Raw genomic sequence first — 23795 nt, 5'->3', positions numbered from 1 at the left:
GAAATCCATATAAAATTAAAAAAGTCCTGCGAGATTTCACAGGACTTTTTGATTTATTTTCTAGGTTTTTCTACTCCTTTCCATTCGTCACCAGCTTTTCTATATTGGCTTAAGATGAAAGTTTTGAAATCCTTTGTCTTATATTCAATGTTATCAGTGTTTTGTTCAAACGGCATGATGTAATAGTAATCGATATCCGTTTTATCAGATTTGTTTCCTTTTTTTACAGAAGGAACATACTTTGAAAACTTATAGCTTGGAAGATATTGTTTCAGCCTAGCGTAGAAAGCTTTATCTTCTTTTTCGTTAGGAATGATATCTACAATGTTCAGATCGTCTTTTTTCTTATCGATCCAAAGGTAATATGTTTTTTCTTCTCCAACATTTCTGTTGACAGAGTTGAAAGCAAATAATTCTTTCGGTACAAGCTCCTTGATTTTTTCAGGATCTACCTTTGTATAATACTGACCTTTTGAAGGATCTACATACGTTTCAAGGTTGTACATTAAAACAGAATTGTTTTCAAATTTTTTATTTTTAAAATATTGATTTAATGATAATTCTGCTGTAGCCCTTAGTTCTTTGGCTCTACCATCCAGTTTTTTGGTTGGATTCTGAGGGTTTACATATTTTACAAACTCATATAAAACGATTGGTTTTATATCTTTAAGGTGAGGGTACGTTTTCAGCTGCTCTGCCTTTACAAGCCAGTAGAATTGTTGATAGTAGTCATCTTTATCTGCATCTTTCACACTCTTATAAGCTAAAGCAAGCTTTTTTGAATTCAGATATTTGCCATATTTTCCCTGTCCAAAAGCAAAACTTATGGCTAATAAAGCAAATAAAACAGTAAGGTTTCTTCTCATTTTTTTATAATTGATATTTTCGTTTTCCAAATATAATTATTTATTAGATATTATTTTGGATTGTCAGTTAAATTATGCTATATTATTATCGTTAATTCAAGAAAAAATCCTGTATTGCTACAGGATTGATAAATTATAACTGAGGGAGTTAGCTGTTGTGCCTGATTGTCAATAGGCTTTTTTACCGCATAAAGTGAATAGTGAATTATTTTACACGATGAAAATTCACAAATACAACGAATTGACGATTCATAATTAGCTAATCTATTTTCTACTCGTATGACGTTTCATGAACCTTCACGGCTCTTCCGCTTGGATCATTCATTTTTTTGAAAGCTTCATCCCATTCCAGAGCAATAGGAGTGGAGCAGGCTACAGATGGCACAGATGGCACGGTAGCAGCAGCTGTTTCACTTGGGAAATGTTCTTCAAAAATAGTTCTGTATCGGTATTCTTCTTTGTTCTGAGGAGTGTTTAGCGGGAATCTGAATCTTGCGTTAGCCATCATTTCGTCCGTCACTTCTTTTTCAGCAACTTCTTTTAAAGTATCGATCCATGAATAGCCTACACCATCTGAAAATTGTTCTTTCTGTCTCCATACAATAGAATCTGGAAGCATATCTTCAAAAGCTTTTCTCAATACCCATTTTTCAATTTTTCCTTCAGCAGTATTGATCATTTTATCTTGTGGATTAAGAGTCATCGCAATATCCATAAATTCTTTATCAAGGAAAGGAACTCTGCCTTCAATGCCCCAGCTCATCAATGCCTTGTTGGCTCTTAAGCAGTCGTAAAGGTGAAGTTTACCTAGCTTTCTTACGGTTTCATCATGGAATTCTCTTGCATTCGGAGCTTTATGGAAATATAGATATCCACCGAACAATTCATCAGAACCTTCTCCTGAAAGCACCATTTTGATTCCCATAGATTTGATCACTCTTGCCAGAAGATACATCGGGGTGGATGCTCTGATCGTGGTTACGTCGTACGTTTCAAGGTGATAGATGACATCGCGTATGGCATCCAGTCCTTCCTGAACCGTAAAGTTGACTTCATGATGAACAGATCCGATATGTTTTGCTGCTTTTTGAGCTGCTGCCAGATCGGGAGAACCTACAAGTCCTACAGCAAAACTGTGAAGTCTTGGATACCATGCTTCCTGTGTATCTCCGCTTTCAATTCTCTGACGGGCATATTTTGCAGTAATCGCTGAAATCACAGAAGAGTCTAAACCACCCGAAAGAAGCACTCCATAAGGCACATCACTCATCAATTGTCTGTGAACAGCATCCTCTAGACCTTTTCTCAACTTTGCGATATCTGTTTCGTTTTCTTTTACCTGATCAAAACTGTCCCAGTCTCTGGTGTACCATTGCTGAAGATCAGCACCGTCTTTGCTGTAAACGAAGTGTCCCGGTAGGAAGGTGTCTATTTTTTTACATATCCCTTCAAGAGCTTTCAATTCGGAAGCTACATAATAGTTCCCGTTTTTGTCCCAACCCTGATAAAGAGGACAGATTCCCATATGATCACGGGCGATAAGATAAACATCGTTCTCAGTATCGTATAATGCGAATGCGAAGATTCCGTTCAGTTTTTCAACGAAATCTTTTCCGTATTTTCTATAAAGAGCCAGAATAACCTCACAGTCAGACTGGGTCTGAAACTCATAATCAGGAAATTCTTCTTTTAATTCTCTATGGTTGTAGATTTCGCCGTTGACCGCTAATACTACTTTTCCGTCTTTTGTAAATAAAGGCTGTTTTCCAGAGGTAGGATCTACAATGGCAAGTCTTTCATGAGAGAAAATTACTTTTTCGTCCTGAAAAACTCCGCTCCAATCCGGTCCTCTGTGACGGATTTTTTTTGACATTTCTAAAATCTGAGGTCTTAATACTTCAGTTTTTTGCTGGGCGTCGAATAAACATACAATTCCACACATAATTTTTATTATTTATGGAACAAATGTAAAGGCGATGTTTATAAATAACAATAAAAAATATTTAAAAGTGAAAATATTTAATCAATTTGTGTTTTTAAGTTAAAAATTTTAACTATTTATTGAAATTGACAGGTGTTTGATTAATTTTTTTCGTTAGGTAAAATTTATGCAATTTCCATACGAAATAAAAATGACATATTTATTAATCTATGGTAATTTATTATATGAATTTTAACCCTTACTTTGTGGCTCGAAATAATTTTTTTTCATCATTTGTGTTTTTACCTTCTTGCAATTCTCATGCAAGAAGGTTTTGTTTTTATTGGACTCCCAGTAACGTTCCCGAAACATTCCATGAGCTGAAACTTGTTCCTTCTGTAGGACCCTGTGGGATTTTTACCTGAATTGTATGTTTTCCCGCTTTCAAATCTCCAAGAGGAATGAAGTTAGGATTGGTAACCGTTCCCGGGCACCAGTTTGATCTGCTGAGGTCTGATGAAGAAAGTCCGTCCGGAAAATTTCCTGAAGCAGGATTGTAAAGACGATATGATCCGCAGTCTGTTCTCCATGGTACAAATGAAAATACTGGTTTTTCATCAACAAAAATAGAATTGGCCTTAGGAATGAATTCATCTCCGTTTTCCCAGCCTCCATGTCCGGTAGTGGTATATCTTAGCTGAGCATTCTTCAGATCTTTATTTAGAGTGAAGCTAACAAGCAGTCCTTTATCCTGATTAAACATTGTAGAATAATCCTGTCCGGCCATTTCCATAATATTTAAAGTATTAAACAAAGGGATGGCGATATTATTTTTATAAATATTCTGATCACTTTTGTGAATGGTAATATCAAGACTTACTTTGTGTCCTCCTTTATCATAATTGCCAATAAATGTACCTACCCAAAGCTCTTTTCCTGATAATGCAGGTTTCAGCTCTGTAATATCCTCTCGGTAAGGGCTGATCGTCTGCCAGGTTTTTCCTTTAAGCTGAATATGATTGAACTTCTGGATTCCAAAAGGGGTAAAGAATCGCATCATTTCCATGGCAGGGCTGTAGCTGTCAGTAGTTGTTATTCCGTAATACTGCTTTCCATTTCCGTTTTCGTAGACAGGAAGTGTTTTTGCTCCTTTTTCCAATCCGTCAAAAAAAGACTTTTCTTTATCCTGTGGAATGAAAAATACAGTTCCGGTTCTGTCATAGCCATCTCCGTTCGACTGTTGTTTCAGTTCTACAAAAATATTTTCACCTTCTGTAATAGCAGGAAATTTTATCTTTTTAAGAATAATGGTACCATTAGCATATCTCTTGATCTGTTCGTCTGATTTGGAGGCGTCAGAGAAATTGATCATTTCATTTTCAAAAACGTTCAGGGTGGTAAATCTGCTTTTCCAAAGAAGGTCTTTATATCCAAGCTGATCGGTAGTTTGTATATTTCCTTTCAGGATATTTTCAATTCCTGTATTTTTAATTTTTTTAATGGAACTGGCTGTAACTAAAGAGTTTTTATTTCGCTCAACTTCCAGAACCAGCCCTAAATTCTGTCCCAAAACAGAAGGTCCGCCTTTCAGCTTCAGGTCATTGGTATACCAGACTTCAATGGTATTTGAATTGACTTTTGTAACGGCTTTTTTACAGTTATATCCTAAGATTTTTTTGTTTCATTGGTGAGTTCAAAATCCTGTTTTCCTATAGACTCGGCATCAGAGGTTGAAATAATAGATTCCGGTTTTAAAAAAGCATACGAGACAATTGTGTTTGAAGGTTTTTCAACCTTAGTGATTTCATAAGGGAAGTTGCTTTTTTGTTCTTTGATTGTGCTGTTGAGGATGAAATTTTCTTTCTCATTAACCCAAACTATGGTGGAGGGCTGATCAGCAGTTGTTTTTCCGTTATATGAACTGGTATACTGAATTTCGTAGGTCTGTGCAGAAAACAGACAGTATAAAAAAACAGCTAGAAAATTGAAAACAATTCTTGTATGCATAAATAAATGAGTTTGCTGCAAAGTTATTATAAACTTTCCACAGCATCATACGGTTTTAATCTATACAGTTAGTAGACAATGTAGGGGAAATGTTACAAAAATTGTTACATTTTTTTTGAAACATTTTAAAACAATCTTGAGCTTGAAATAATTTTACAAATCTTACGTTCAATCAAAAAACTAACCTTGAAACATTTTTTCTTATTCTTCCTATTTCTTGTATCATCAAACTTTGCAGAGGCTCATAAGCCTAAAATAAGAGTTGAAACTTTTAGAAATGTAAAGACATATTTTGAATCAGAATTTAATTTTAATCCTAAAACAATTGGATCAGAAGATTTAAAGATACGGGTCATTGGGCAGCTTTCAAGTGTTATTGCTGAAAACCTGGGATATTCTGATACGATTATGATTGAAAGAAAAACTTATTATCCTCATGATCCCAATCAGAAGTTTTTTATTCTGGAAAATAATAATTCTCAGTATAAGCTCGCTGTTTTGGATCGAGGTACTTTGTTGAAAAGTAATAATAAGGGTTTAGCTATAAGGATTTTGAGTGAAAATATAAACGTGGTTGATGTTTTAAAACTTGTTGAATATTCTATTCTGAATCGAAAAAAACTTAATAAAAAACTTATTCCGACAACCTACTTTTATGGAGACGAACAGCTACCTATATTAGCTAATTCTGAAGATTTTATTCAAAAAGTATGTAAGACTAAATCTAAATTAGTGAATGAAGTGATTGATAATGAAATTGGATTATTAGATAACGGATTTCTGAGAACCAAAATTTCCTGGAAAAAAGGAAAATTTATATTTGAAATTAATAATGAACACCCAACTAATTACAATGATTATAGGTTTGGAGAGATTGATTATGAAATTGAAGATTTCAAATATTATGTAGATTCTCTTTATTCAAATTATTTTTTGATTTTTCATAACTCAAAAATGTTTACATACTTTGATGGAAATAGTGAAAATACATCATATAAAATAGAGGTTGAAAAAAGTTTTTGGTATCCTTTTCAGCTCTCAAAAGATAGCTTCGGTGATAAAATAATTTTATTTGATAATAATAGTTATTTCTATGTATATAATTTCAAAAAAAAACTACTCCAAAAAATAGAGTAGTTTTATATATTTAATTGGTTTAGATTAAGAAACTCTCTCAATCAAAGCCATATAGAATCCGTCATACCCTTGGCTAGGCATTACTTTTTCATCTTTAACCATTTTGAATCCAGGATTGCTTTTGATGAATTCTTCTACCTGCATATTGTTTTCAGAAGGAAGGATAGAACACGTTGCGTATACCATTTTTCCTCCTTTTTTTAACATTTTAGAATAGTCCTGAAGAATTTGTTGCTGTTCTTTTTTAATTCTGTCAATAAAGGCCTGATCAATTTTCCATTTACTGTCTGGATTTCTTTTTAAAACTCCAAGACCTGAACATGGTGCATCGATCAAAAGTCTGTCTACTTTTTCGTGAAGACGCTTGATGACTTTGTTGTCAGAAATCATACGGGTTTCAATATTGTGAGCACCTGCTCTTTTTGCACGACGCTTCAATTCAGCTAATTTCCACTCAAAGATGTCTAATGCAATGATCTGACCTTTGTTTTTCATGATTGCTGCCAAGTGAAGTGTTTTTCCTCCTGCACCTGCACACGCATCCACCACTCTCTGGCCTTCTTGTACATCAAGGAAATAACCGATCTTCTGAGAAGAGGCATCCTGAACTTCAAATAATCCTTCTTTGAAAGCTGTAGTAAGGAAAACGTTTTTCTTTTCTTCCAGCTGAACAGCATCAGGATAATTTTTAATAGGAAAAGCAACGACTCCCTCATCAGAAAGATCCGAAATAAGTTCCCTAGGAGTTGTTCTTAAAGAGTTCGCTCTTAAAACCGTAGGAGCCTGCTCGTTCAAAGCAAGCATTTCTCTTTCCCAGTTAGCCCCCAATTCTTTTTCAAGAGTTTCAGCCAGCCATTCAGGGATAGAATGTTCTATTGCTTTTGTAGGAACACTATTCTTTTTAAGCTTTGTAAGAATATCGGCGATTTTGATTCCGTCAAATTCTTCAAATTTTTTATAATTGGTTTTGCTCCAAAGCAAATAGGCGATGATGAGTTTGTAGATATTGTTAGGTTTCACCCCTTCACCCATATAGTATTCAAGGCGTTTTTTCCAACGGATGATATTGTAAAAAATTTCAGAAACAACAGCTCTGTCCTGGCTTCCCCATTTTCTGTTTGCTTTCAAAAGTCTTTCAATAACTTTATCGGCATATTTGTTTTTCTCAAAAAATGTCTCCTGTAGGGCATCGTGAATTCCGATTGCCAAGTTTCTGTGAATAAGTTCCATAAATTTGCTTCGCTGTTTGAATCTGCAAAAATACGACTTTTAATTGAGAGTTGAAGATTGAGTTGATGAGTTTAGGAATTGGAAGAGTTTAGAGTGGGGGAGTAATGTGATTTAATCTAATATTATTGATGTAAAGTCAATCTGTTTATTGATTTTTTAAGTGGTAGAAATACATTTTAATGCTGAATTTGTAAATATTTTCCGAATATTTATATTTTTTATTTGTTGACAATAGCCTTTCCCTTTAGAACAAATAAACCTATGTTTTTGCTTAATGAAAAATATTTGCTAACAAAATATACACTGTTCATTACTATACTTTATTTTCTTTGTAGCAAGTTTATTTAATTTATATTAATTCACTATATTGTGTTATATTAATGTGTGCTTATTATCTATTATACTGAACTTTATCTCTTGACTTCAACCTCTAAAAAGCTCTACCTTTGCAAAAATTAAAAATATGAGTGATACAGTACTTTGTCCGAAATGCAGCTCCGAGTTTACCTATCCGAGCGATAATATGATGGTCTGTTCCCAGTGTTTCTACGAATGGAACCCTGAGGAAGCAGTTTCTGAGGCAGCTAGCGAAGGAAAAATATTGGATTCAAACGGAAACGAACTTCAGGATGGAGATTCTGTAGTGGTAGTAAAAGATCTTCCTGTAAAAGGAGCACCAAAACCTGTAAAGGCGGGTACTAAAGTGAAGAATATCCGTTTAAGACCAGGAAGTGATCATAATATTGATTGCAAAATTGATGGTTTTGGAGCGATGGCTCTTAAGTCAGAGTTTGTAAAGAAAGCATAAGAAAGCGTTGCTTTTTTATGCCATAAAAATAAGAAAAGGAAAAAATTGGACAGTGTAATCTTTCATAAGACTTAATTGCAAGATTGCTAATGTCCGTCTGGAAGGCAGAAAGAGAAATAACCAAAAATTTCCTTATGCTTTGGAGGTACAAATGTAAGAAAAAGTTTTATAACTGATTCTTATGTTTGTATTTTTTTTATAGGTAAGTATAAGAAAACGTAGGTCTTATGTGATGTATAGTGAAAAGTGAAATCATAAATAAAGACTCATCTGATAAGCAAATTTACTTATTTCTTTACATAAAAGAAATAGTAACCAATCCCTCTAATTTTTCATCAGTATAAACCACTATTTCTTTATTCCTTGCTTTAATTTTGTTCCAATAATAGTTTCCTGCAAATCGGCTTTCAAGGACTTCGGCTTCGAGACCGGTTTCAGTGATTTTTATTTCTTTAGGATAATAGGAGAATTTTGAAAGCTGGAAATCTTCGGCTTCAGTTTCGCTGAAGATATTTACTTCTCCGAATAACTTCGCAACATAAGAGTTATAAGGACGTCTGTAAGTTTCTTCCGGGCTGTCATTTTGAATCAGTCTTCCATCCTGTAAAATAACGATCTGATCCAGCCATGGCATAATATCCTGAAGTTCGTGAGTAGAGATGATTAAAGAAACGCCGTGCTGCTTTACATATCTGAAAAGCCGTTCTCTGAGTTCAATTTTCCTTGGAAAATCCAGATTGCTGAAAGGTTCATCTAAAATCAGAAGTTTTGGAAGTACAGACAGTGCTCTGGCAATGGCCACTCTTTGCTGTTGCCCGCCGCTTAAATATTTGGGAAGTACATTAGCGAATTCCTGAAGTCCCACTACCTCAAGAAGTTCTGCTACGGTTTCTTTTTTTTGTTTTAAATTGATATTCGAAATAAACTTCCCTACATTTTCGGCAACGGTAGCGTAAGGCATAAGATCAAAATTCTGTGCTACGAATTTCATTTCTGCTTCTCCGGGAACAAGGTTTCCTTTCGGTCCCAAAAGCCGTGTTCCGTTAAAAATAATTTCTCCGCTTTCCCAGTCAAGAAGACCATAAATAAGGTTGAGAAGAGTAGATTTTCCGCATCCGCTTTCTCCCGCAAGTGCTATAATTCTGTTTTCTTCAAACCTTAGGTTAAGGTTCTGAAACAGGGGATTTTCTTTGGTATGAGAGAAAAATAAATTGTTTATTTCTAATAGCATATTACAAATGTAAGGTTTTTATGAAAACATAATTTTTTTTATTATATTAGCGGAACTAATAAAAATAAATCAAAAATGAGAAAAAAACTGTTTTCGTTAGCGATTCCTGCGTTATTTATTGCTGCTGTAGTGGTTTCTTGTAAAAAAGATAAACCGCTTACCAGTGAAAGTAATGAGGTGGCAACTACCAAAGAAGGTAGCCAGTTCACTTTGGATACGTTAAACAGTAAGGTTGAATGGAAGGGATATAAAGTATTTAAATCTGAAAATACGAGCCATTTTGGAACAATCAAGTTTGAAAGTGGAGATGTGACGGTGAAAGACGGAAAACTGGAAAGCGGAAAATTCGTTGCTGATATGAACTCATTAACTTCTGTGGATTTGAAAGACAGCCCGGAAGATTTAGGGAAATTAAATGGTCACCTGAAGAGTGGTGATTTCTTTGAAGTTGAAAAATTCCCGACAGCTTCTTATGAAATTACAAAAGTAACTCCGGCTACGGAAGGAGATTATAATACTCTTTTAGAAGGTAATTTAACCATTAAAGGAATTACAAAACCAGTTCAGTTTAAGGCTAATGTTTCTGTGAAGGATGGAGAGGTGAGTGTAGCTACTGAACCGAAAGATATCAAGAGAGAAGAGTTTGGGGTAAAGTTCCAGGCTCCTGCTGAAAACGGTGTAATTAAAGACGAGGTAACTCTTCAGATCAGCGTTAAAGCTTTAGAAAAGAAATAATTTTTTTATTTAAGTGAAATAAGTGATTGAAGTCTGCCTCCCGAAAAAGAGGCAGATTTTTTTATAACGGACTTATTTTTAAACTTAAAAGTCGTATTTTTGCAAAACATTTTGAAAGGGTAAAATAATGATAGAAAAGATAGAAGAACTACTGATCGAAGTAAATGGCTTCAATGCTAGCTCTAAGGAAGATATCGAAAACTTCCGAATCAAGTACAACGGTAAAAAAGGGGTTCTGAATGATTTTTTTGAAAAATTTAAAGAAGTTCCTAACGACCAGAAGAAAGAATTCGGACAGAAGATCAATACTTTAAAACAAGCAGTAGCTGTAAAATTGGAAGACTTGAAAAGTTCTTCTGAATCTTCTGTTGTGGTAGAAAAAGAAGATCTTACAAGACCTGCTTTTCCATTGGATTTGGGCTCAAGACACCCGATTAATCTTGTTAAAAACAGAATTATCGAAATCTTCAAATCAATTGGCTTTGCTGTAGCAGACGGTCCTGAGATTGAAGATGACTGGCATAACTTTACGGCGCTTAACCTTCCGGAATATCATCCGGCAAGAGATATGCAGGATACGTTCTTTATTGAGCAGAATCCGGATATTCTTTTAAGAACGCATACTTCTTCCGTACAGACCCGTTATATGGAAGAAAACCAGCCGCCAATCAGGATTTTATCTCCGGGAAGAGTTTTCAGAAATGAAGCGATCTCTTCACGTTCTCACTGTATTTTCCACCAGATTGAAGGATTGTATATTGATGAGAATGTAAGTTTTGCAGACTTAAAGCAAACGATTCAGTTCTTTACGACTGAGCTTTTCGGAAAATCTAAAATCAGAATGAGACCTTCATTCTTCCCGTTCACTGAGCCAAGTGCTGAAATTGATGTGTATTGGGGATTAAACTCTGAAACTGATTACAGAATCACGAAAGGAACAGGATGGCTGGAAATCATGGGTTGCGGAATGGTAGATCCTGCCGTATTGAAAAATGTGAATATTGATTCTGAGAAATATTCAGGATATGCATTCGGAATGGGTATTGAAAGAATCACGATGCTTCTTTACCAGATGAGTGACATCAGAATGTTCTTCGAAAATGATATCAGAACACTGGAACAGTTCAAAACACTATAAAAAATCAAACCTCCGGAGCTCCGGAGGTTTTTGTTTTTAATTACTGACCTAAGAAACAAAACGTAACTAAAAACTGATCTTTATTGAAAAATTTACACGTGTCTGTTTCTTATGCCCATACTTCGGTTTCGAATCCGCTAGGTACCTCAACGAAGTATTGACATGCTGCAGCTCCTTTGTCTGCCTCTATAATTAAGACAATCAAGGTTAACATTCTATTACATTGAACATAAAAAAAGCCTGTAAATAATTTTACAGGCTCTCTATTTAAAAAATAATTATTCTTTATTTGCTAAACTTTAAAGGATATTTTACATTTTTATAATCATCAATACTTGCTTTCAGTGAACCTACAGCCAGTTCAGCTTTCAACAGCATAGGAAGGTGATTGGCATCATTGGAAACCCACATCGTTACCCCTTCTTTTTCTTTAAATACTCTTCCGCTTTTTACGGATGGAATAATCTTTAAGCAATTGATGGTACCGAATTTTGTATTTAAATTTTCTGTTCCTGTTACTTTTAGTTGAAAAGGAAACATCTCGTCATCAATCCATACATTCATATTGATGATGGTTCCCACTTTCAATTCATCCGGACTTTTACTTCTTAAATAGTAAAAACAGGAAAGCATATCCTGAACACCTTTTACAGATTTTAAAACCTTAGAACCATTTGCAGGCGTCTTTTTATCTGTTAAAATCAAAGTATTATTATCGTGATTGAAAACCGTTTCAAAATGTTGTCGGTAGCTTCCTTCACGTACATTTCTGACATAAAAGCTTGGTAGGCCTGTCTGTGTATTGATAAAGCTTTCATATAAATCTTCCACTTTGAAGAATGCTTTTACAGCACCCGTAGTCTGCCCTGTCCCTTTTACATAGAGATGGGGTACCCCTTTGTAGTTCGTTTGCTTTGTCGTAAGGTTCGCAGTTCCTGCATTAAGGAAACCGTAGTGAATTCTAAGAGTGATAGATTCGCCGTCTGCGATATTATCAATCTGGGCCGAACCTAAAAAGAATATAAGTACTGCAAAAAGGTTTAAAATTTTCTTCATAACAAGACATTTACAAAAACGTTGCCAAATTTAAAATCTTAATTGATAGATATTTGACAAATCTCAGGTTTTTATTTAGAATCAATTAAATATGCTTCGCATTAAAATTAGTAAATTTGCAGCTACATGTATAATTAAATTATCTTAAAGATTATGATAACCACTGATATATTGATCATAGGTGCGGGGCCTACAGGACTTTTTGCAGTTTTTGAAGCTGGTTTATTAAAAATGAAGTGTCACATTATTGATGCGCTTCCACAGCCGGGAGGGCAGTTGGCAGAACTTTATCCTAAAAAACCTATTTTCGATATTCCAGGGTATCCTTCAGTAAACGCTGGAGAATTGGTGGATAATTTGATGGAGCAAATTAAGCAGTTTCAACCTGGATTTACTTTAGGTGAGACAGCTGTTTCTTATACAAAGGTAGATGATGAGTGGTTTGAAGTGATCACCAACAAAGGAACCGTTCATAGATGTAAAGCAATTGCAATTGCTGGTGGATTAGGGACATTTGAGCCTAGAAAACCTGCTTTCGACAATCTTGCTGATTATGAAGAAAAAGGTCTTGAATATTTCGTTAAAGAACCTGAGCATTTCAGAAACAAAAAGGTAGTAATCGCCGGAGGTGGAGATTCTGCTTTGGACTGGAGTGTTTTCCTTTCCAATGTGGCGAGCGAAGTGACATTGATTCACAGAAGAAATGAGTTCCGTGGAGCTTTGGATTCTGTAGAGAAAGTTCAGGATCTGAAAAACCAGGGGAAAATTAAATTAATTACTCCTGCTGAAGTTACTGGTGTTAAAGGTGACGGAAAAGTTGAAGCTATTACAGTACAGGTTGACGGACAGGACGCTTACGATATTGAAACAGATTATTTTATTCCTTTATTCGGGTTGACTCCAAAATTGGGTGAGATCGGAAACTGGGGATTGAATATCGAGAAAAATGCAATTGTTGTAAACAATGCTCTTGATTATCAGACAAACATTGACGGAATCTACGCTATTGGAGATATCAACACGTATCCTGGAAAATTGAAGTTGATCCTTTGTGGTTTCCACGAAGCTACTTTGATGTGTCAGAGTGTGTACAACAGATTAAATCCAGGTAAAAAATTCGTTTTAAAATATACAACCGTAAGTGGTGTAGACGGATTTGACGGAAGCCGTAAAGAAGCAGAGAAGGCAGTTGTGAAAAAAATTGACTAGTTTTGCAGAATTATGTCAGATGTTAATATTAAAATCACCGACAGAGAAGGTGTAACCCACGATGTCGTAGCTCCTACGGATATGTCCATGAATCTAATGGAAATTATCCGTGCTTATGAATTGGCAGAAGAAGGTACTATTGGTGTATGCGGAGGAATGGCGATGTGTGCTTCATGCCAGGTATATGTAATTAATGATCCCGGTTTGGAAACAATGGGAGATGAAGAAGATGCCATGCTTGCTGAAGCTTTCCATGTGAAAGAGAACAGCAGATTGGGATGCCAGTTACATATTGCCGATGCCATGGAAGGGCTCGAAGTGGCAATTGCTCCTTATCCTTAGAAAATATTTTTTAATCTTAATAAGAAACTCCTGAAAATTTATTTTTCAGGAGTTTTTTTGTTTAAAAATTATTCTCATCTTATTAATCCTTGAAATTTATTTTTGGTGATTTTTGCATTAGGGTTATATTTTTCTAATAACGCTTCAACAATTATTTCTTCTGAGAAGGTGCATTTAGGGCCTAAAGTAATTTCCATATTCTTAAATGGTTCATCTTTTATGTCAATAAAATAATTCTCAATTGGACAAGGGATTTTATTGAACATTATTTTTTGAAAATCATTTAGAGGATGAATTTGATTACCATTTGAGTCACTTGTTGGCAAAATAAATAATGTAAATCTGACTTCTTTTTGAAATTCCCAAATTTTAGATTTATATTTTCCAATTTCTCCAATATTTACTGTAAAATTCTTGTCTTCTATTTTAAGAATTTGAGGCTTCAATAGGTCTTCTTGATCAGTGTAAACTACTTCTAGGAAGTTTTTACTAAATGGGACAATCCAGTAATTAGAATTAAAGCATTCATTTTTTGGAACTAAAGAGTTTGTGATTAAGGTATTTTGAATATTAGTGACATATTCTGTATTAAAGCTGTATTCATGAAACAGGTTTTTAGAAATCTTGATTCTAACCCCTTTCATATTAGGAGTATACATATTCCAAAATGCGAGATTTTCTTCTTCATTGTTTGTCCAGCAAGAAATTAAAGTATGTGAAGAAAGATTTATGTTATTTTCATCAGAAAATTGGGTTTCATTTATATCATCAACATTTTTTAAACTATTAAATCTTATTTTTTTATTTTTTAAAATTAAAGCAAGTGTTTCGATTGAGGTATAGTGATAAATATAGTCATCCATATAGTATAATGTTTTTTGTGATTCTTTTTTATTTTAAATTTCCTCCTTAGAAATCACTTTCCAAACTGTAGGAGCCTGATAATTTCTCATCTTTTCCAACAGATCTTCAATAGTATCGCTTACTAGGAGCATATCTTTGTTGACTTGCTTTAAGAATTCTTTATCCACCATAGTTTGAATCAATTTGATCAGATCATCATAAAAACCGTCAATATTCAAAATTCCGATCGGTTTTTTGTGAAGCCCGAGCTGTGCCCAGGTGATCATCTCGAAGAGTTCTTCCAATGTTCCATAACCGCCTGGCAGAACGATGACTCCGTCGCAAAGTTCATTCATTTTGGTCTTTCTTTCATGCATCGTTTCCACGATGATGAGCTCTGTTAGATTTTTGTGGGCAATTTCTTTGGTTTGTAAAAACTGGGGCAGGACTCCGATTACCTTACCATTTTCACTTAAAGCCCCATTGGCTACTGTTCCCATTAAGCCGGTTTCTGAACCGCCATAAACGAGTTGTATATCTTGTTTTGCTAAGGTTTGTCCCAGCAGAAATGCCTGTTCTTTGTAAATGTCATGCGAGCCGAAACTTGAGCCGCAGAATACAGTGATACTTTTCATTGTTTTTAATGTTTTTTGAACCATTAAGTTTTTTTAAGTGATTAAGAAAGGTTAAGAAAAATATCTTTTGATATTTTAAAAAAGGATCTGCAGACTCTTAATGATTCTTTATAGCTTAATTTATCTTAATGGTTTAAATTAAATTAAAAATATCCAAAATCTTAAGACTTTGGATATTCAATATAGTAATTTTAATGTTCTATTTCTGAGGAATATTCGCTAAAATATCTTTCAGGAAGCTCCAGAATTTTTGTGCTGAAGGGATATTGGCTCTTTCGTCAGGTGAGTGTGCTCCTCTGATCGTTGGTCCAAAGCTTACCATTTCCATTTCAGGATAGTTGGCACCGATGATACCACATTCAAGACCTGCGTGACAAGCTACTACATGAGGTTTTTCATTGAACTTCTCAGTGTAAAGCTTCTCCATTAATTGTACAATCTCTGAACCTGGTTTTGGTTTCCATCCCGGATATGAACCGCTGAATTCAACATTCATTCCAGCCAGTTCTGCTACAGATTTCAATTGTTCAGCTACTGAATATTTAGAAGAATCTACAGATGATCTTGTAAGATTTAAAATCTTAAGTTCTCCACCCTTTAGTTCTACTCTTGCTACGTTGTTGGAAGCTTCTACAAGATCTGCCACATCCGGGCTCATTCTGTATACTCCGTTGTGAAGAGATTTTAAAGTAAGGATGATCTTTTTGGAATCTGCTTCAGAAGTAGCTTTGTCAGAAGACGTAGAGTTCTCAATATTGATCTGAAGTCCCGGTTCTACAGAAGCAAATTCTTCCAAAATATCCTTTTTAAGAGCGGTTGCTTCTTCTATAAATTCCTGCGCATTTCTTACTGAAATAATCGCAGCTCCTTCTCTTGGAATTGCATTTCTCAATCCACCACTGTCGATAGAAATCAATTCTATATTTTGTTTCTCCAACCCTTTATAAAGAAGTCGTCCCAAAATAACATTGGAGTTTCCGAAACCTTTATGAATATCCATTCCGGAATGTCCTCCCTGAAGACCTTTTACACTGATCTTTACAACCTGTCCTTTTGATGCTTCAGTTGGATAACTTTGAGTAATCGTTACATCAACTCCTCCTGCACAACCGATATCGATCTCGTCATCTTCTTCCGTATCAAGATTCAATAGAATTTGTCCTTCCAATTGACCTGGTTTTAATCCTAAAGCACCTGTCATTCCTGTCTCTTCATCAATGGTGAAAAGAGCTTCCAATGCAGGATGGGGAATATCTGAGCTTTCAAGGATAGACATGATTGTAGCCACTCCTAAGCCATTGTCAGCCCCTAAAGTAGTCCCTTTTGCCTTTACCCAGTCACCATCAATTTCCATTTTGATTCCTTCTGTTTCAAAATCAAAATTCACATCGTTGTTTTTCTGGCAAACCATATCAAGGTGCGATTGAAGCACAATAGATTTACGGTTTTCCATTCCTGCAGTGGCAGGTTTCTTAATAATGACATTTCCTACTTCATCTACCGTAGTTTCCAGTCCTAAATCTTCACCAAATCCTTTGATGAAAGCAATTACTTTTTCCTCTTTTTTTGAAGGTCTTGGAACAGCATTTAACTTGGAGAAATTTTTCCAGATTATCTGCGGTTCTATATTAGATAATTCCATTGAATTTTATTTTTCTCAAATTTACGAAATAAAAAATGCTTCTGTAGGATACAGAAGCATTTTTGTATGTATTTAGAAGCAAAAAAGTAAAACAGCAAATTTGCTAATCTGCCTTTTTATCTTTTTGAGATTTCGCTCTTATTAACATCCACACTCTCCATAGATCGGGGTAGTGAAAGTAGTGCCATCCGGCTTTTCAATAGTCAAAGTACCTTCAAACAATAAAGCTTCTTCGCCTTTTACTTTTTTCCCTTTTACAGAGATCTTATAATCATCATTTTCTATTTCTTTGGTCAGTAATTCATCTACTTCCATATCACTTGATGAAATAAGATTCATAGCAAGTCTTTTGCCATCCAGCATCATGTAGGCTGTTTTCCCGGCATCGTCTGCATAGATGTATCTTTCCTTTTCAAAATCAGCTTTGTTTACAGCAAAATAGCAAGAACATTCTTTAATTTCTTTAGGAAAAGGAATGGTTCCCACCAGAATATTTCCTGACGAAGATCCAATTGAAGCAGAGTCTTTAGCAATATGTAAAGAATCAACAGGAGCAGAACCTGAAACGGTTTCTTTTTCCTTTTTGCAGGCTACCAGTAGAAATGCGGAAAATAAAATGATTAAATATTTCATGTGTTTGTGGTTTTGTTATTTTTTAACCTCTTGCTCTTTCAAGAAGTGTCATCATTAATAAAGAAAGGATTACCAGGCTTTCTTCCTCGTCATCAATATCGATCAGTCTGTCCAGCTGGAATCTTCTTCCAAAGAATGAAGGCATTTTTTTGAGTTTAAAATAAGCTTTTCCATCAATACCTGTTACTGTATAAGAAGGATTAAGGAAATAGCCAGTGAACATTCCGATGATAGGAATTTCTCCTACAAAGCTGTCCCAGAATCTTACCCAGGCACTGTCTTCCTGAACTTTAAACTTAGGCTGGTCTTTGGCATCCAGAATATCGTAACTTGCTTTCCAGATAGAACGCATTCCTTTTCTTGCCAATCTACCGAAGTTTTTATTGTCAACAATGTCATTCAAAGAATAGGACGCATTGAAATCGATCCATTTATTTGCTCTGATTCTGAATAATTCTTTAGACTTGCTCTCATCATTGAAAACGATAACATCTTCTTTTAACTTGAACATTTTCTGACGAACATACGCTACATAATTCCCGTTTTTGTCGGTAATGTTGAAGTCACTTGCTAAAGTAGTGATTTTGAATTTGAAATCCAGAGGATAGTTAAGATTGTTAAGTACCATGTTAGTTTTTTTTTCATATTAATTTAAGCCGCAAATATAACGGTTTTTTTAGAGTTTGTAGGTATTGGGGAAATTTAAAATATCGTTTTGGACATTCTGGAGTCGGATGTTGATCGATAATCAGTAATCTATTTTTGCTGTGTAAAATCAATAGTAAATAGATCTCCCTAGAATAAATTTTCATAAGTGAAACGAATTGACGATTCACAGGTGATTCTTACAATTTATCATCTCTTCTCATACTCATTTCCTCAACTTTAATCCTTATTTTTGTACCTATGGATTACCCAAGTAAAGTGTTGGCAAAGGCGGTAGATGAGATTTCGGGATTGCCTGGGATTGGAAGAAAAACGGCTTTGAGATTAGCATTACATTTGTTGAAGCAGCCCAATTCCAGAGCCGTAAGTCTTGGAAATTCCGTGATTAATCTTGTCAACGAAATAAAATATTGTAAAGAATGTCATAATTTTTCAGATTTTGATATCTGTGAAATATGCAGCAATGAAAAGAGAAATGGTGAATTGATCTGTATTGTTGAAGATGTACGGGATGTAATTGCTATTGAAAATACAGGGAAATATACAGGGAAATATCTGATCCTTGGCGGGAAAATCTCTCCAATGGAAGGGGTAGGACCCAGCCAGCTGAATATTCCAAGTATTGAAAAGAAACTGAATGACGGTAAGGTGAAAGAATTTATTTTTGCATTGAGTGCCACCATGGAAGGCGATACCACAGCTTATTATATTTACAAGAAATTTAAAAGCTTCAATGTGAATTTTTCAAGCATTGCAAGAGGAATTTCAGTAGGGGATGAATTGGAATATGCGGATGAAATTTCTTTAGGAAGATCTATTATCAACAGGCTTCCATACAACGAAAAGGATTAATATGAAGCTGTCCGTTATTATTGTTAATTATAATGTTACCCGATTGCTCAGAAGCTGTCTCCTGTCTCTTCAGAAGTATATACAAGAAGTAGAATATGAAGTGATTGTTATTGATAATGCTTCTACAGACAATTCATGGGAAAACCTTATTCCCGAGTTTCCAAGCGTAGATTTTATATCTTCTAAAACGAACGGAGGATTTTCAAAAGCGAATAATCAGGCGGTTCAAACTGCAAAAGGAGAATATATACTGCTTTTGAATCCCGATACGGAATTAGAAGGCCCTTATATGAAAGAACTTCTGGACTTTGCAGATTCGCAGTCTTCTTTCGGATGCCTGGGAGTAAGAATGCATGATGCGGAAGGACATTTTCTGCCTGAAAGTAAACGTTCGGTACCGGATATGTTTAATTCTTTTGAAAAGCTGTTTACCAATTTTAAAAAGAACAATTCAAAAACCTATTACAGAAACGATATTGAAGAAGATGCTGTTGCTGAAATAGAAGTGATCACAGGAGCATTCTTATTAGCTAAAAGAGAGGTTTACGAAAAAATAGGAGGTCTGGATGAAGCTTACTTTATGTATGGTGAAGATATTGATCTTTGTTATACCTTTTTAAGAAACGGGTATAAGAATTTCTATTATGGAAAAGTTTCCATTCTTCATCACAAGGGAGAAAGTACGATCAAAGATGAAGTATATCTCAAGAGGTTCTACGGCGCAATGCAGATCTTTATTGACAAATATTATAAAGAATCGAAGCCCGTGCAGTATTCATTTTTAAAAGCAGGATTGAAGCTTCGGCATCAGATAGAAAAGATCAAGTTAAAATAAAAAAGCAACTCAATTTTGAGTTGCTTTTGTTTTATGTAAGATTGTATTCTTCTTATTTTGCCGGTGCCAAAGGAGTTTTAGCCGGAGTTGTTGTAGAAGAAGCAGGAGCTGACTGTTTTGCAGGAGCTTCTTTCTTCGCTGGCTGATTAGGGGCTACCTGAGACGGCTTACCTGTAATAACAACGCTCAAAAGGATAAGAACGATGATAGTTGCGCCTAGAGTCCATGTTGCTTTTTCCATGAAATCATTGGTTCTTTGTACTCCAAACTGTGCAGATGATGCACCTCCGAATGTACTGGAAAGGCCTCCTCCTTTTGGATTTTGTGCCATAACGATAATTACCAATAAAACACTGGCAACCATAACAAGAACCATCAATAGTGTAAATATAGTATCCATTAATTTGATATCTTTTTGAATGGGCAAATTTAATCTTTTTTTACTGAATGACAAAGAAAGATGTCGCCAAATGTTGATAAAAATAGAAACGGCAACAATTGTTGCCGTTTTTTCTATAAAAATAAGAGGTTTCTATTTGAAATCTGAATCTTTAGCCTGATTGATCAGGTAAGATTTTACAGTCAGGTTGATATCCATTCCGCCCATATTCTGGATGATGGTAAACGGAAGTTTCACTCCTGAAACATCTTTGTAGTCTGCATAGCTTGTAGGGATAGATCCTCCTTCTCCAGCTTTTACTTCACCTGTCTTAAGGCCTGTTTTTACACTGTAATAGTAAGTTTCTTTAGTTCCTTTTACGACATAAGAGTCTTCGTTATTATACTTTTCAATTCCTGCCAGTTTGTATTCTGCACTTTTAGCAAAAGTAAGTTCCGGGAAAAGTTCCGGATCTGACATATCAGCTTTCTGTTTGTCATTCAGAGGCATTTTTTGTCCCTGAGCTTCCATGTATCCGTCTTTCCCATCAAAAATGATTTTTTGTACGGTATTTCCCATCATTTTCATATCCATTGCCATTTTTCCTCCTTTAGCCTGGATCAGTTTCATCGTCATATCCATACCCTGGATTTTTGTAGTGGCATCTGTCGTGATAGAAGTTACTTTCTGAACAGCAGCAAGACCTCCGATCGCGTTGATGTATTTATCAGCAACAGATCCAATGGTAACACTTGCATCTACTTTCTGTGCAGCAGGTTTAGTTACCGGATTGGCCTCCTTATCGAAATATTTTACAGGATACCCAAGTTTTTCCAATCCTTCAGAAATATCAGACGCTTTACCAGCGATGAAAATTCTGCTTTGGTTTGGTAAAATTGTAGTTTTTACAGCATTTGATACATCTGCAGCAGTTACTTTATCAATAGATTTTAAGTAATTGGTATAGAAGTCAGCAGGTAAGTCCTGAACTTTTTGGTTTAAAGCAAATCTTGCGATAGTAGCTGGCTGCTCCAAAGACATGATGAAAGATCCTTTCAGTTTAGCTTTAGCATTTTCCAACTCTTCCGGTTTTACAGTAGAAATAGCGTTAAGTTCATTCATGAATTCTTTAACAGCTTTGTCTGTAACTTCATTTCTTACACTTGCACTTGCAGAGAATTGTGGAGAATACTTGCTGGCAACCATACTGGAATATGCACCGTAAGTAAATCCGTTCTTCTCACGAAGGTTCATGAAAAGCCTTGCTTCACCACCACCACCAAGAATGTAGTTAGCGATTGTTGCAGGGAAATAGTTGGCATCCTTCATCTTCAGGTTGTTCAGGTTGTTTAATGAAACAACAGACTGTACTGCAGAAGGAACATCCACTACATTGATCTCTGTTTTAGCAACATTAGAAGCCGGTTCTAACTGTGCAACAGGAGTATTTGCTTTTTTCCAACCGTTGAAAGATTTCTCGATCAAAGATTTTACTTGGTCAAATTTTACGTCTCCTACGATTACTAAGTAAGCATTATCCGGAGCGTAGTATTTTTTATACGTATTTTGTACGTCAGCTAACTGAATTTTGTTGATAGATTCAACTGTTTCAAATTCACCTCTTGACGTATTTTTTCCATACATCAAAGCAGAAGAAACTCTTCCAGCGATAGAAGATGCATTTTTCTCTTCAGATTTTAATCCTTCTACAGCTCTTTCTTTAGAGTTTTGAATTTCTTCAGCAGAGAATTTAGGATTAATGATCGCATCAGCCATCAGACCTAATACTTCAGGGAAATATTTTGAAAGTGAGTTGGCAGAAGCTCCATTAGAAGAGAAATTAAGATTAGCACCAAGATAATCTACTTTTTTGTTGAAGTCATCTTTGCTGATGTTTGTTGTTCCGTTTTCGAACTGTTCAGCCATGATTTGGCTTACTCCGGTTACGCTTCCTTCGTTGTACGGAGGTCTGTCCATAGAAAGACTTGCGCTTACTCTTGGCAGTTTGTTGTTTTCCACCACCATTACCGTAAGACCGTTGCTTAGCTGGAAAGTTTTTGGCTTGGCAATGTTGATCGCAGGAGTAGGTCCCGGTTTCGGCATTGCATTAAGATCTATTTTTTGTGCTGAAACCATTCCTGTAAAGAAAAACGCTGCAGCTATATATGTTAATTGCTTTTTCATTTGTAAAAATTTAATTTTAAATAATCATAATTTAACCTGAGAAGTTGAAATGATTACTTTTTTTCAGGTACGTAATTAATGATTATTCTTTGGTTAGAATTAAGATACTTTTTAGCCGCATTTTGAAGATCCTGTCTTGTGACAGCTCTGTAAATGTCGATTTCTTTATTGATCAAATTCGTGTTACCCATCAATACATGGTTGGTAGCCAATGAAGCAGCAATTCCCTGAATACTAGAGTTGGCGTTTACAAATTGGTTTTCGTACTGGTTTTGAAGCTTTTGGTAATCTTCTTCAGAGATCAAAGTAGCCTGTACTTTTTTGATTTCAGCATCAATGTCAGCCTGTAAAACCTGTTTTGTAGTCTGTCCCATCGGAATCGCGTAGAATGCGAAAATACTGTAGTCTTCAAGACCCTGATTGAAGGCTCCTACCTGAAGCGCTTTCTTTTCCTGATCAACTAATTTTTTATATAAAACTGAAGATTTACCGTTACTTAAATAAGAAGAAAGCATATCTAAAACATAAGCATCTTTTTCTTTGTTAGCAGGGGTTCTGTAGGCAAAGATATAAGCTGGAAGCTGAATGTTCGGGTCAGTAGCAGTAACTTCTTTTTCCTGAGTAATAGGGGTTTCTTTCGGGAAATCTTTCGGGTAAATTGTTCCTTTTGGAATTCCTCCGTAATACGTTTCGATCCATTTTTTAGTCTGCTCAGGCTTGATGTCTCCTGCCACTACCAAAGTAGCATTATTCGGAATGTAATACTTTTTGTAGAACGCCTGAAATTCTTCTAGTTTAGCAGAATTTAAATCTTCCATAGAACCAATTGTTGGCCAGTTGTATGGATGATTTGTAAATAAATTTTTCTGAATCGTTGTGAAAAGATTTCCATAAGGCTGGTTATCCATTCTCAATCTTTTTTCTTCTTTTACAACCTCTCTCTGTGTATCCACTCCAATTTGGTTGATAACTGCGTGACGCATTCTTTCCGCTTCCATCCAAAGCCCAAGCTGTTCGTTATTGGAAGGGAATGTTTCGTAGTAATACGTTCTGTCATTGGTCGTGTTGGCGTTGTTCTCACCCCCGTTTGAAGAAACGATTTTGAACCAGTCTCCTCTTTTGATATTAGGAGTTCCTTCAAATAAAAGGTGTTCAAAGAAGTGAGCAAAACCTGTTCTGCCTTTTACTTCATCTTTTGCACCTACGTGGTACATTACACCTGTCGTGACAACCGGTGCAGAATTATCCTGATGAAGAATTACGTGAAGACCATTGGGAAGGTCATATTCTTCGAATTTGATTTGCTGTGCATTCAGCATTAGCCCGAAGAAAGCTACGGCAGCAGCAGAAAGAAGTCGCTTTTTCATAAAATTTAGAAATTGTTTACCAATTAGTGTGAAAAGTGAATTAATTGTTACAGATCTTTATAAAATATATGATAAGAAG

The 23795-nt window shown here is 35.3% G+C and carries 22 protein-coding genes and 1 pseudogene; 8 read left to right on the top strand and 15 right to left on the bottom strand.

What is annotated here, in order from left to right:
* Positions 1-53: 53 nt before the first annotated feature.
* From LF886_RS20225 to LF886_RS24195, 4 genes and pseudogenes are all read right to left on the bottom strand, one after another.
* Complete coding sequence (locus LF886_RS20225; RefSeq protein ID WP_228410086.1) at positions 54-896, bottom strand: hypothetical protein; 843 nt, start codon at positions 894-896, stop codon at positions 54-56.
* Positions 897-1137: 241 nt separating this feature from the next.
* Positions 1138-2808: an asparagine synthase B gene (gene asnB, locus LF886_RS20220; protein ID WP_236851337.1), complete on the bottom strand. Its 1671-nt coding sequence runs from the start codon at positions 2806-2808 to the stop codon at positions 1138-1140.
* A 319-nt stretch (positions 2809-3127) separates the two neighbouring features.
* The gene (locus LF886_RS20215) at positions 3128-4180 is read right to left on the bottom strand and encodes a PNGase F N-terminal domain-containing protein (RefSeq protein WP_410685643.1); all 1053 of its coding nucleotides are present in this window, start codon (positions 4178-4180) and stop codon (positions 3128-3130) included.
* An 87-nt stretch (positions 4181-4267) separates the two neighbouring features.
* Positions 4268-4794, bottom strand: a pseudogene (locus LF886_RS24195) (GLPGLI family protein); the annotation flags it as partial.
* Positions 4795-4980: 186 nt separating this feature from the next.
* Here LF886_RS24195 and LF886_RS20205 point away from each other — a divergent pair.
* Positions 4981-5931: a hypothetical protein gene (locus tag LF886_RS20205; protein ID WP_236851335.1), complete on the top strand. Its 951-nt coding sequence runs from the start codon at positions 4981-4983 to the stop codon at positions 5929-5931.
* A 24-nt stretch (positions 5932-5955) separates the two neighbouring features.
* Here LF886_RS20205 and LF886_RS20200 read toward each other — a convergent pair whose 3' ends face one another.
* Positions 5956-7161 carry an RsmB/NOP family class I SAM-dependent RNA methyltransferase gene (locus LF886_RS20200; RefSeq protein WP_236851334.1) on the bottom strand — a complete coding sequence of 402 codons (1206 nt, stop codon included), beginning with the start codon at positions 7159-7161 and terminating at the stop codon, positions 5956-5958.
* 463 nt (positions 7162-7624) lie between these two features.
* Here LF886_RS20200 and LF886_RS20195 point away from each other — a divergent pair, with 463 nt between their 5' ends.
* Positions 7625-7969, top strand: coding sequence for a zinc ribbon domain-containing protein YjdM (locus LF886_RS20195; protein ID WP_124530704.1), 345 nt, complete (start codon positions 7625-7627; stop codon positions 7967-7969).
* Positions 7970-8264: 295 nt separating this feature from the next.
* Here LF886_RS20195 and LF886_RS20190 read toward each other — a convergent pair whose 3' ends face one another.
* On the bottom strand, positions 8265-9200 hold the full coding sequence (locus LF886_RS20190; RefSeq protein WP_236851333.1) for a sulfate/molybdate ABC transporter ATP-binding protein: 936 nt from the start codon (positions 9198-9200) through the stop codon (positions 8265-8267).
* 75 nt (positions 9201-9275) lie between these two features.
* Here LF886_RS20190 and LF886_RS20185 point away from each other — a divergent pair, with 75 nt between their 5' ends.
* Positions 9276-9935 carry a YceI family protein gene (locus LF886_RS20185; protein ID WP_236851332.1) on the top strand — a complete coding sequence of 220 codons (660 nt, stop codon included), beginning with the start codon at positions 9276-9278 and terminating at the stop codon, positions 9933-9935.
* A gap of 127 nt (positions 9936-10062) precedes the next feature.
* The gene (pheS, locus tag LF886_RS20180; protein WP_236851331.1) at positions 10063-11073 is read left to right on the top strand and encodes a phenylalanine--tRNA ligase subunit alpha; all 1011 of its coding nucleotides are present in this window, start codon (positions 10063-10065) and stop codon (positions 11071-11073) included.
* A gap of 285 nt (positions 11074-11358) precedes the next feature.
* Here the strand turns inward: pheS and LF886_RS20175 are convergent, their stop codons facing one another.
* Positions 11359-12129: a DUF3108 domain-containing protein gene (locus tag LF886_RS20175; RefSeq protein WP_103232752.1), complete on the bottom strand. Its 771-nt coding sequence runs from the start codon at positions 12127-12129 to the stop codon at positions 11359-11361.
* Positions 12130-12282: 153 nt separating this feature from the next.
* On the opposite strand from LF886_RS20175, the gene LF886_RS20170 reads away from it, so the two are divergent.
* Both LF886_RS20170 and LF886_RS20165 read left to right on the top strand, forming a co-directional pair.
* The gene (locus LF886_RS20170) at positions 12283-13338 is read left to right on the top strand and encodes an NAD(P)/FAD-dependent oxidoreductase (protein WP_109738698.1); all 1056 of its coding nucleotides are present in this window, start codon (positions 12283-12285) and stop codon (positions 13336-13338) included.
* Positions 13339-13350: 12 nt separating this feature from the next.
* Positions 13351-13680: a 2Fe-2S iron-sulfur cluster-binding protein gene (locus tag LF886_RS20165; protein WP_103234879.1), complete on the top strand. Its 330-nt coding sequence runs from the start codon at positions 13351-13353 to the stop codon at positions 13678-13680.
* Between the two features lie 74 nt (positions 13681-13754).
* On the opposite strand, the gene LF886_RS20160 is transcribed toward LF886_RS20165, so the two are convergent.
* The 5 genes from LF886_RS20160 to LF886_RS20140 all read right to left on the bottom strand — a co-directional run bounded on the left by LF886_RS20160 (position 13755) and on the right by LF886_RS20140 (position 18061).
* Entirely contained in the window at positions 13755-14543 is a 789-nt protein-coding gene (locus LF886_RS20160) for a DUF2971 domain-containing protein (RefSeq protein ID WP_236851330.1), read from the bottom strand.
* Positions 14544-14576: 33 nt separating this feature from the next.
* A complete protein-coding gene (locus LF886_RS20155; RefSeq protein WP_152290823.1) occupies positions 14577-15158 on the bottom strand; it encodes a TIGR00730 family Rossman fold protein in 582 nt (193 codons plus the stop codon).
* A gap of 199 nt (positions 15159-15357) precedes the next feature.
* A complete protein-coding gene (locus LF886_RS20150) occupies positions 15358-16800 on the bottom strand; it encodes an aminoacyl-histidine dipeptidase (protein ID WP_236851329.1) in 1443 nt (480 codons plus the stop codon).
* Positions 16801-16941: 141 nt separating this feature from the next.
* Complete coding sequence (locus LF886_RS20145) at positions 16942-17433, bottom strand: hypothetical protein (protein ID WP_236851328.1); 492 nt, start codon at positions 17431-17433, stop codon at positions 16942-16944.
* Between the two features lie 22 nt (positions 17434-17455).
* Complete coding sequence (locus tag LF886_RS20140) at positions 17456-18061, bottom strand: hypothetical protein (protein ID WP_124530695.1); 606 nt, start codon at positions 18059-18061, stop codon at positions 17456-17458.
* A 278-nt stretch (positions 18062-18339) separates the two neighbouring features.
* On the opposite strand from LF886_RS20140, the gene recR reads away from it, so the two are divergent.
* Both recR and LF886_RS20130 read left to right on the top strand, forming a co-directional pair.
* Positions 18340-18951, top strand: coding sequence for a recombination mediator RecR (gene recR, locus LF886_RS20135; RefSeq protein WP_109738695.1), 612 nt, complete (start codon positions 18340-18342; stop codon positions 18949-18951).
* Positions 18947-19786: a glycosyltransferase family 2 protein gene (locus tag LF886_RS20130; protein WP_236854341.1), complete on the top strand. Its 840-nt coding sequence runs from the start codon at positions 18947-18949 to the stop codon at positions 19784-19786. The genes recR and LF886_RS20130 overlap by 5 nt, the downstream gene beginning before the upstream one ends.
* A gap of 52 nt (positions 19787-19838) precedes the next feature.
* Here the strand turns inward: LF886_RS20130 and secG are convergent, their stop codons facing one another.
* The 3 genes from secG to LF886_RS20115 all read right to left on the bottom strand — a co-directional run bounded on the left by secG (position 19839) and on the right by LF886_RS20115 (position 23716).
* Positions 19839-20186, bottom strand: coding sequence for a preprotein translocase subunit SecG (gene secG / locus LF886_RS20125; protein WP_236851327.1), 348 nt, complete (start codon positions 20184-20186; stop codon positions 19839-19841).
* A 132-nt stretch (positions 20187-20318) separates the two neighbouring features.
* Positions 20319-22349 carry a M16 family metallopeptidase gene (locus LF886_RS20120; RefSeq protein ID WP_236851326.1) on the bottom strand — a complete coding sequence of 677 codons (2031 nt, stop codon included), beginning with the start codon at positions 22347-22349 and terminating at the stop codon, positions 20319-20321.
* Between the two features lie 53 nt (positions 22350-22402).
* Positions 22403-23716 carry a M16 family metallopeptidase gene (locus LF886_RS20115; RefSeq protein WP_236851325.1) on the bottom strand — a complete coding sequence of 438 codons (1314 nt, stop codon included), beginning with the start codon at positions 23714-23716 and terminating at the stop codon, positions 22403-22405.
* Between the last annotated feature and the right edge of the window lie 79 nt (positions 23717-23795).

Source organism: Chryseobacterium sp. MEBOG07 (genome assembly GCF_021869745.1).
GTDB lineage: Bacteria > Bacteroidota > Bacteroidia > Flavobacteriales > Weeksellaceae > Chryseobacterium > Chryseobacterium viscerum.
This window is presented reverse-complemented; position numbering and strand designations above follow the sequence as displayed.

What these genes read in the sequence shown, in the direction of transcription:
- asnB (WP_236851337.1), bottom strand. Translation starts at nt 2,808, where the DNA reads ATGTGTGGAATTGTATGTTTATTCGACGCCCAGCAAAAAACTGAAGTA.
- LF886_RS20200 (WP_236851334.1), bottom strand. Translation starts at nt 7,161, where the DNA reads ATGGAACTTATTCACAGAAACTTGGCAATCGGAATTCACGATGCCCTA.
- LF886_RS20195 (WP_124530704.1), top strand. Translation starts at nt 7,625, where the DNA reads ATGAGTGATACAGTACTTTGTCCGAAATGCAGCTCCGAGTTTACCTAT.
- LF886_RS20190 (WP_236851333.1), bottom strand. Translation starts at nt 9,200, where the DNA reads ATGCTATTAGAAATAAACAATTTATTTTTCTCTCATACCAAAGAAAAT.
- LF886_RS20185 (WP_236851332.1), top strand. Translation starts at nt 9,276, where the DNA reads ATGAGAAAAAAACTGTTTTCGTTAGCGATTCCTGCGTTATTTATTGCT.
- pheS (WP_236851331.1), top strand. Translation starts at nt 10,063, where the DNA reads ATGATAGAAAAGATAGAAGAACTACTGATCGAAGTAAATGGCTTCAAT.
- LF886_RS20175 (WP_103232752.1), bottom strand. Translation starts at nt 12,129, where the DNA reads ATGAAGAAAATTTTAAACCTTTTTGCAGTACTTATATTCTTTTTAGGT.
- LF886_RS20170 (WP_109738698.1), top strand. Translation starts at nt 12,283, where the DNA reads ATGATAACCACTGATATATTGATCATAGGTGCGGGGCCTACAGGACTT.
- LF886_RS20165 (WP_103234879.1), top strand. Translation starts at nt 13,351, where the DNA reads ATGTCAGATGTTAATATTAAAATCACCGACAGAGAAGGTGTAACCCAC.
- LF886_RS20160 (WP_236851330.1), bottom strand. Translation starts at nt 14,543, where the DNA reads ATGGATGACTATATTTATCACTATACCTCAATCGAAACACTTGCTTTA.
- LF886_RS20155 (WP_152290823.1), bottom strand. Translation starts at nt 15,158, where the DNA reads ATGAAAAGTATCACTGTATTCTGCGGCTCAAGTTTCGGCTCGCATGAC.
- LF886_RS20150 (WP_236851329.1), bottom strand. Translation starts at nt 16,800, where the DNA reads ATGGAATTATCTAATATAGAACCGCAGATAATCTGGAAAAATTTCTCC.
- LF886_RS20145 (WP_236851328.1), bottom strand. Translation starts at nt 17,433, where the DNA reads ATGAAATATTTAATCATTTTATTTTCCGCATTTCTACTGGTAGCCTGC.
- LF886_RS20140 (WP_124530695.1), bottom strand. Translation starts at nt 18,061, where the DNA reads ATGGTACTTAACAATCTTAACTATCCTCTGGATTTCAAATTCAAAATC.
- recR (WP_109738695.1), top strand. Translation starts at nt 18,340, where the DNA reads ATGGATTACCCAAGTAAAGTGTTGGCAAAGGCGGTAGATGAGATTTCG.
- secG (WP_236851327.1), bottom strand. Translation starts at nt 20,186, where the DNA reads ATGGATACTATATTTACACTATTGATGGTTCTTGTTATGGTTGCCAGT.
- LF886_RS20120 (WP_236851326.1), bottom strand. Translation starts at nt 22,349, where the DNA reads ATGAAAAAGCAATTAACATATATAGCTGCAGCGTTTTTCTTTACAGGA.
- LF886_RS20115 (WP_236851325.1), bottom strand. Translation starts at nt 23,716, where the DNA reads ATGAAAAAGCGACTTCTTTCTGCTGCTGCCGTAGCTTTCTTCGGGCTA.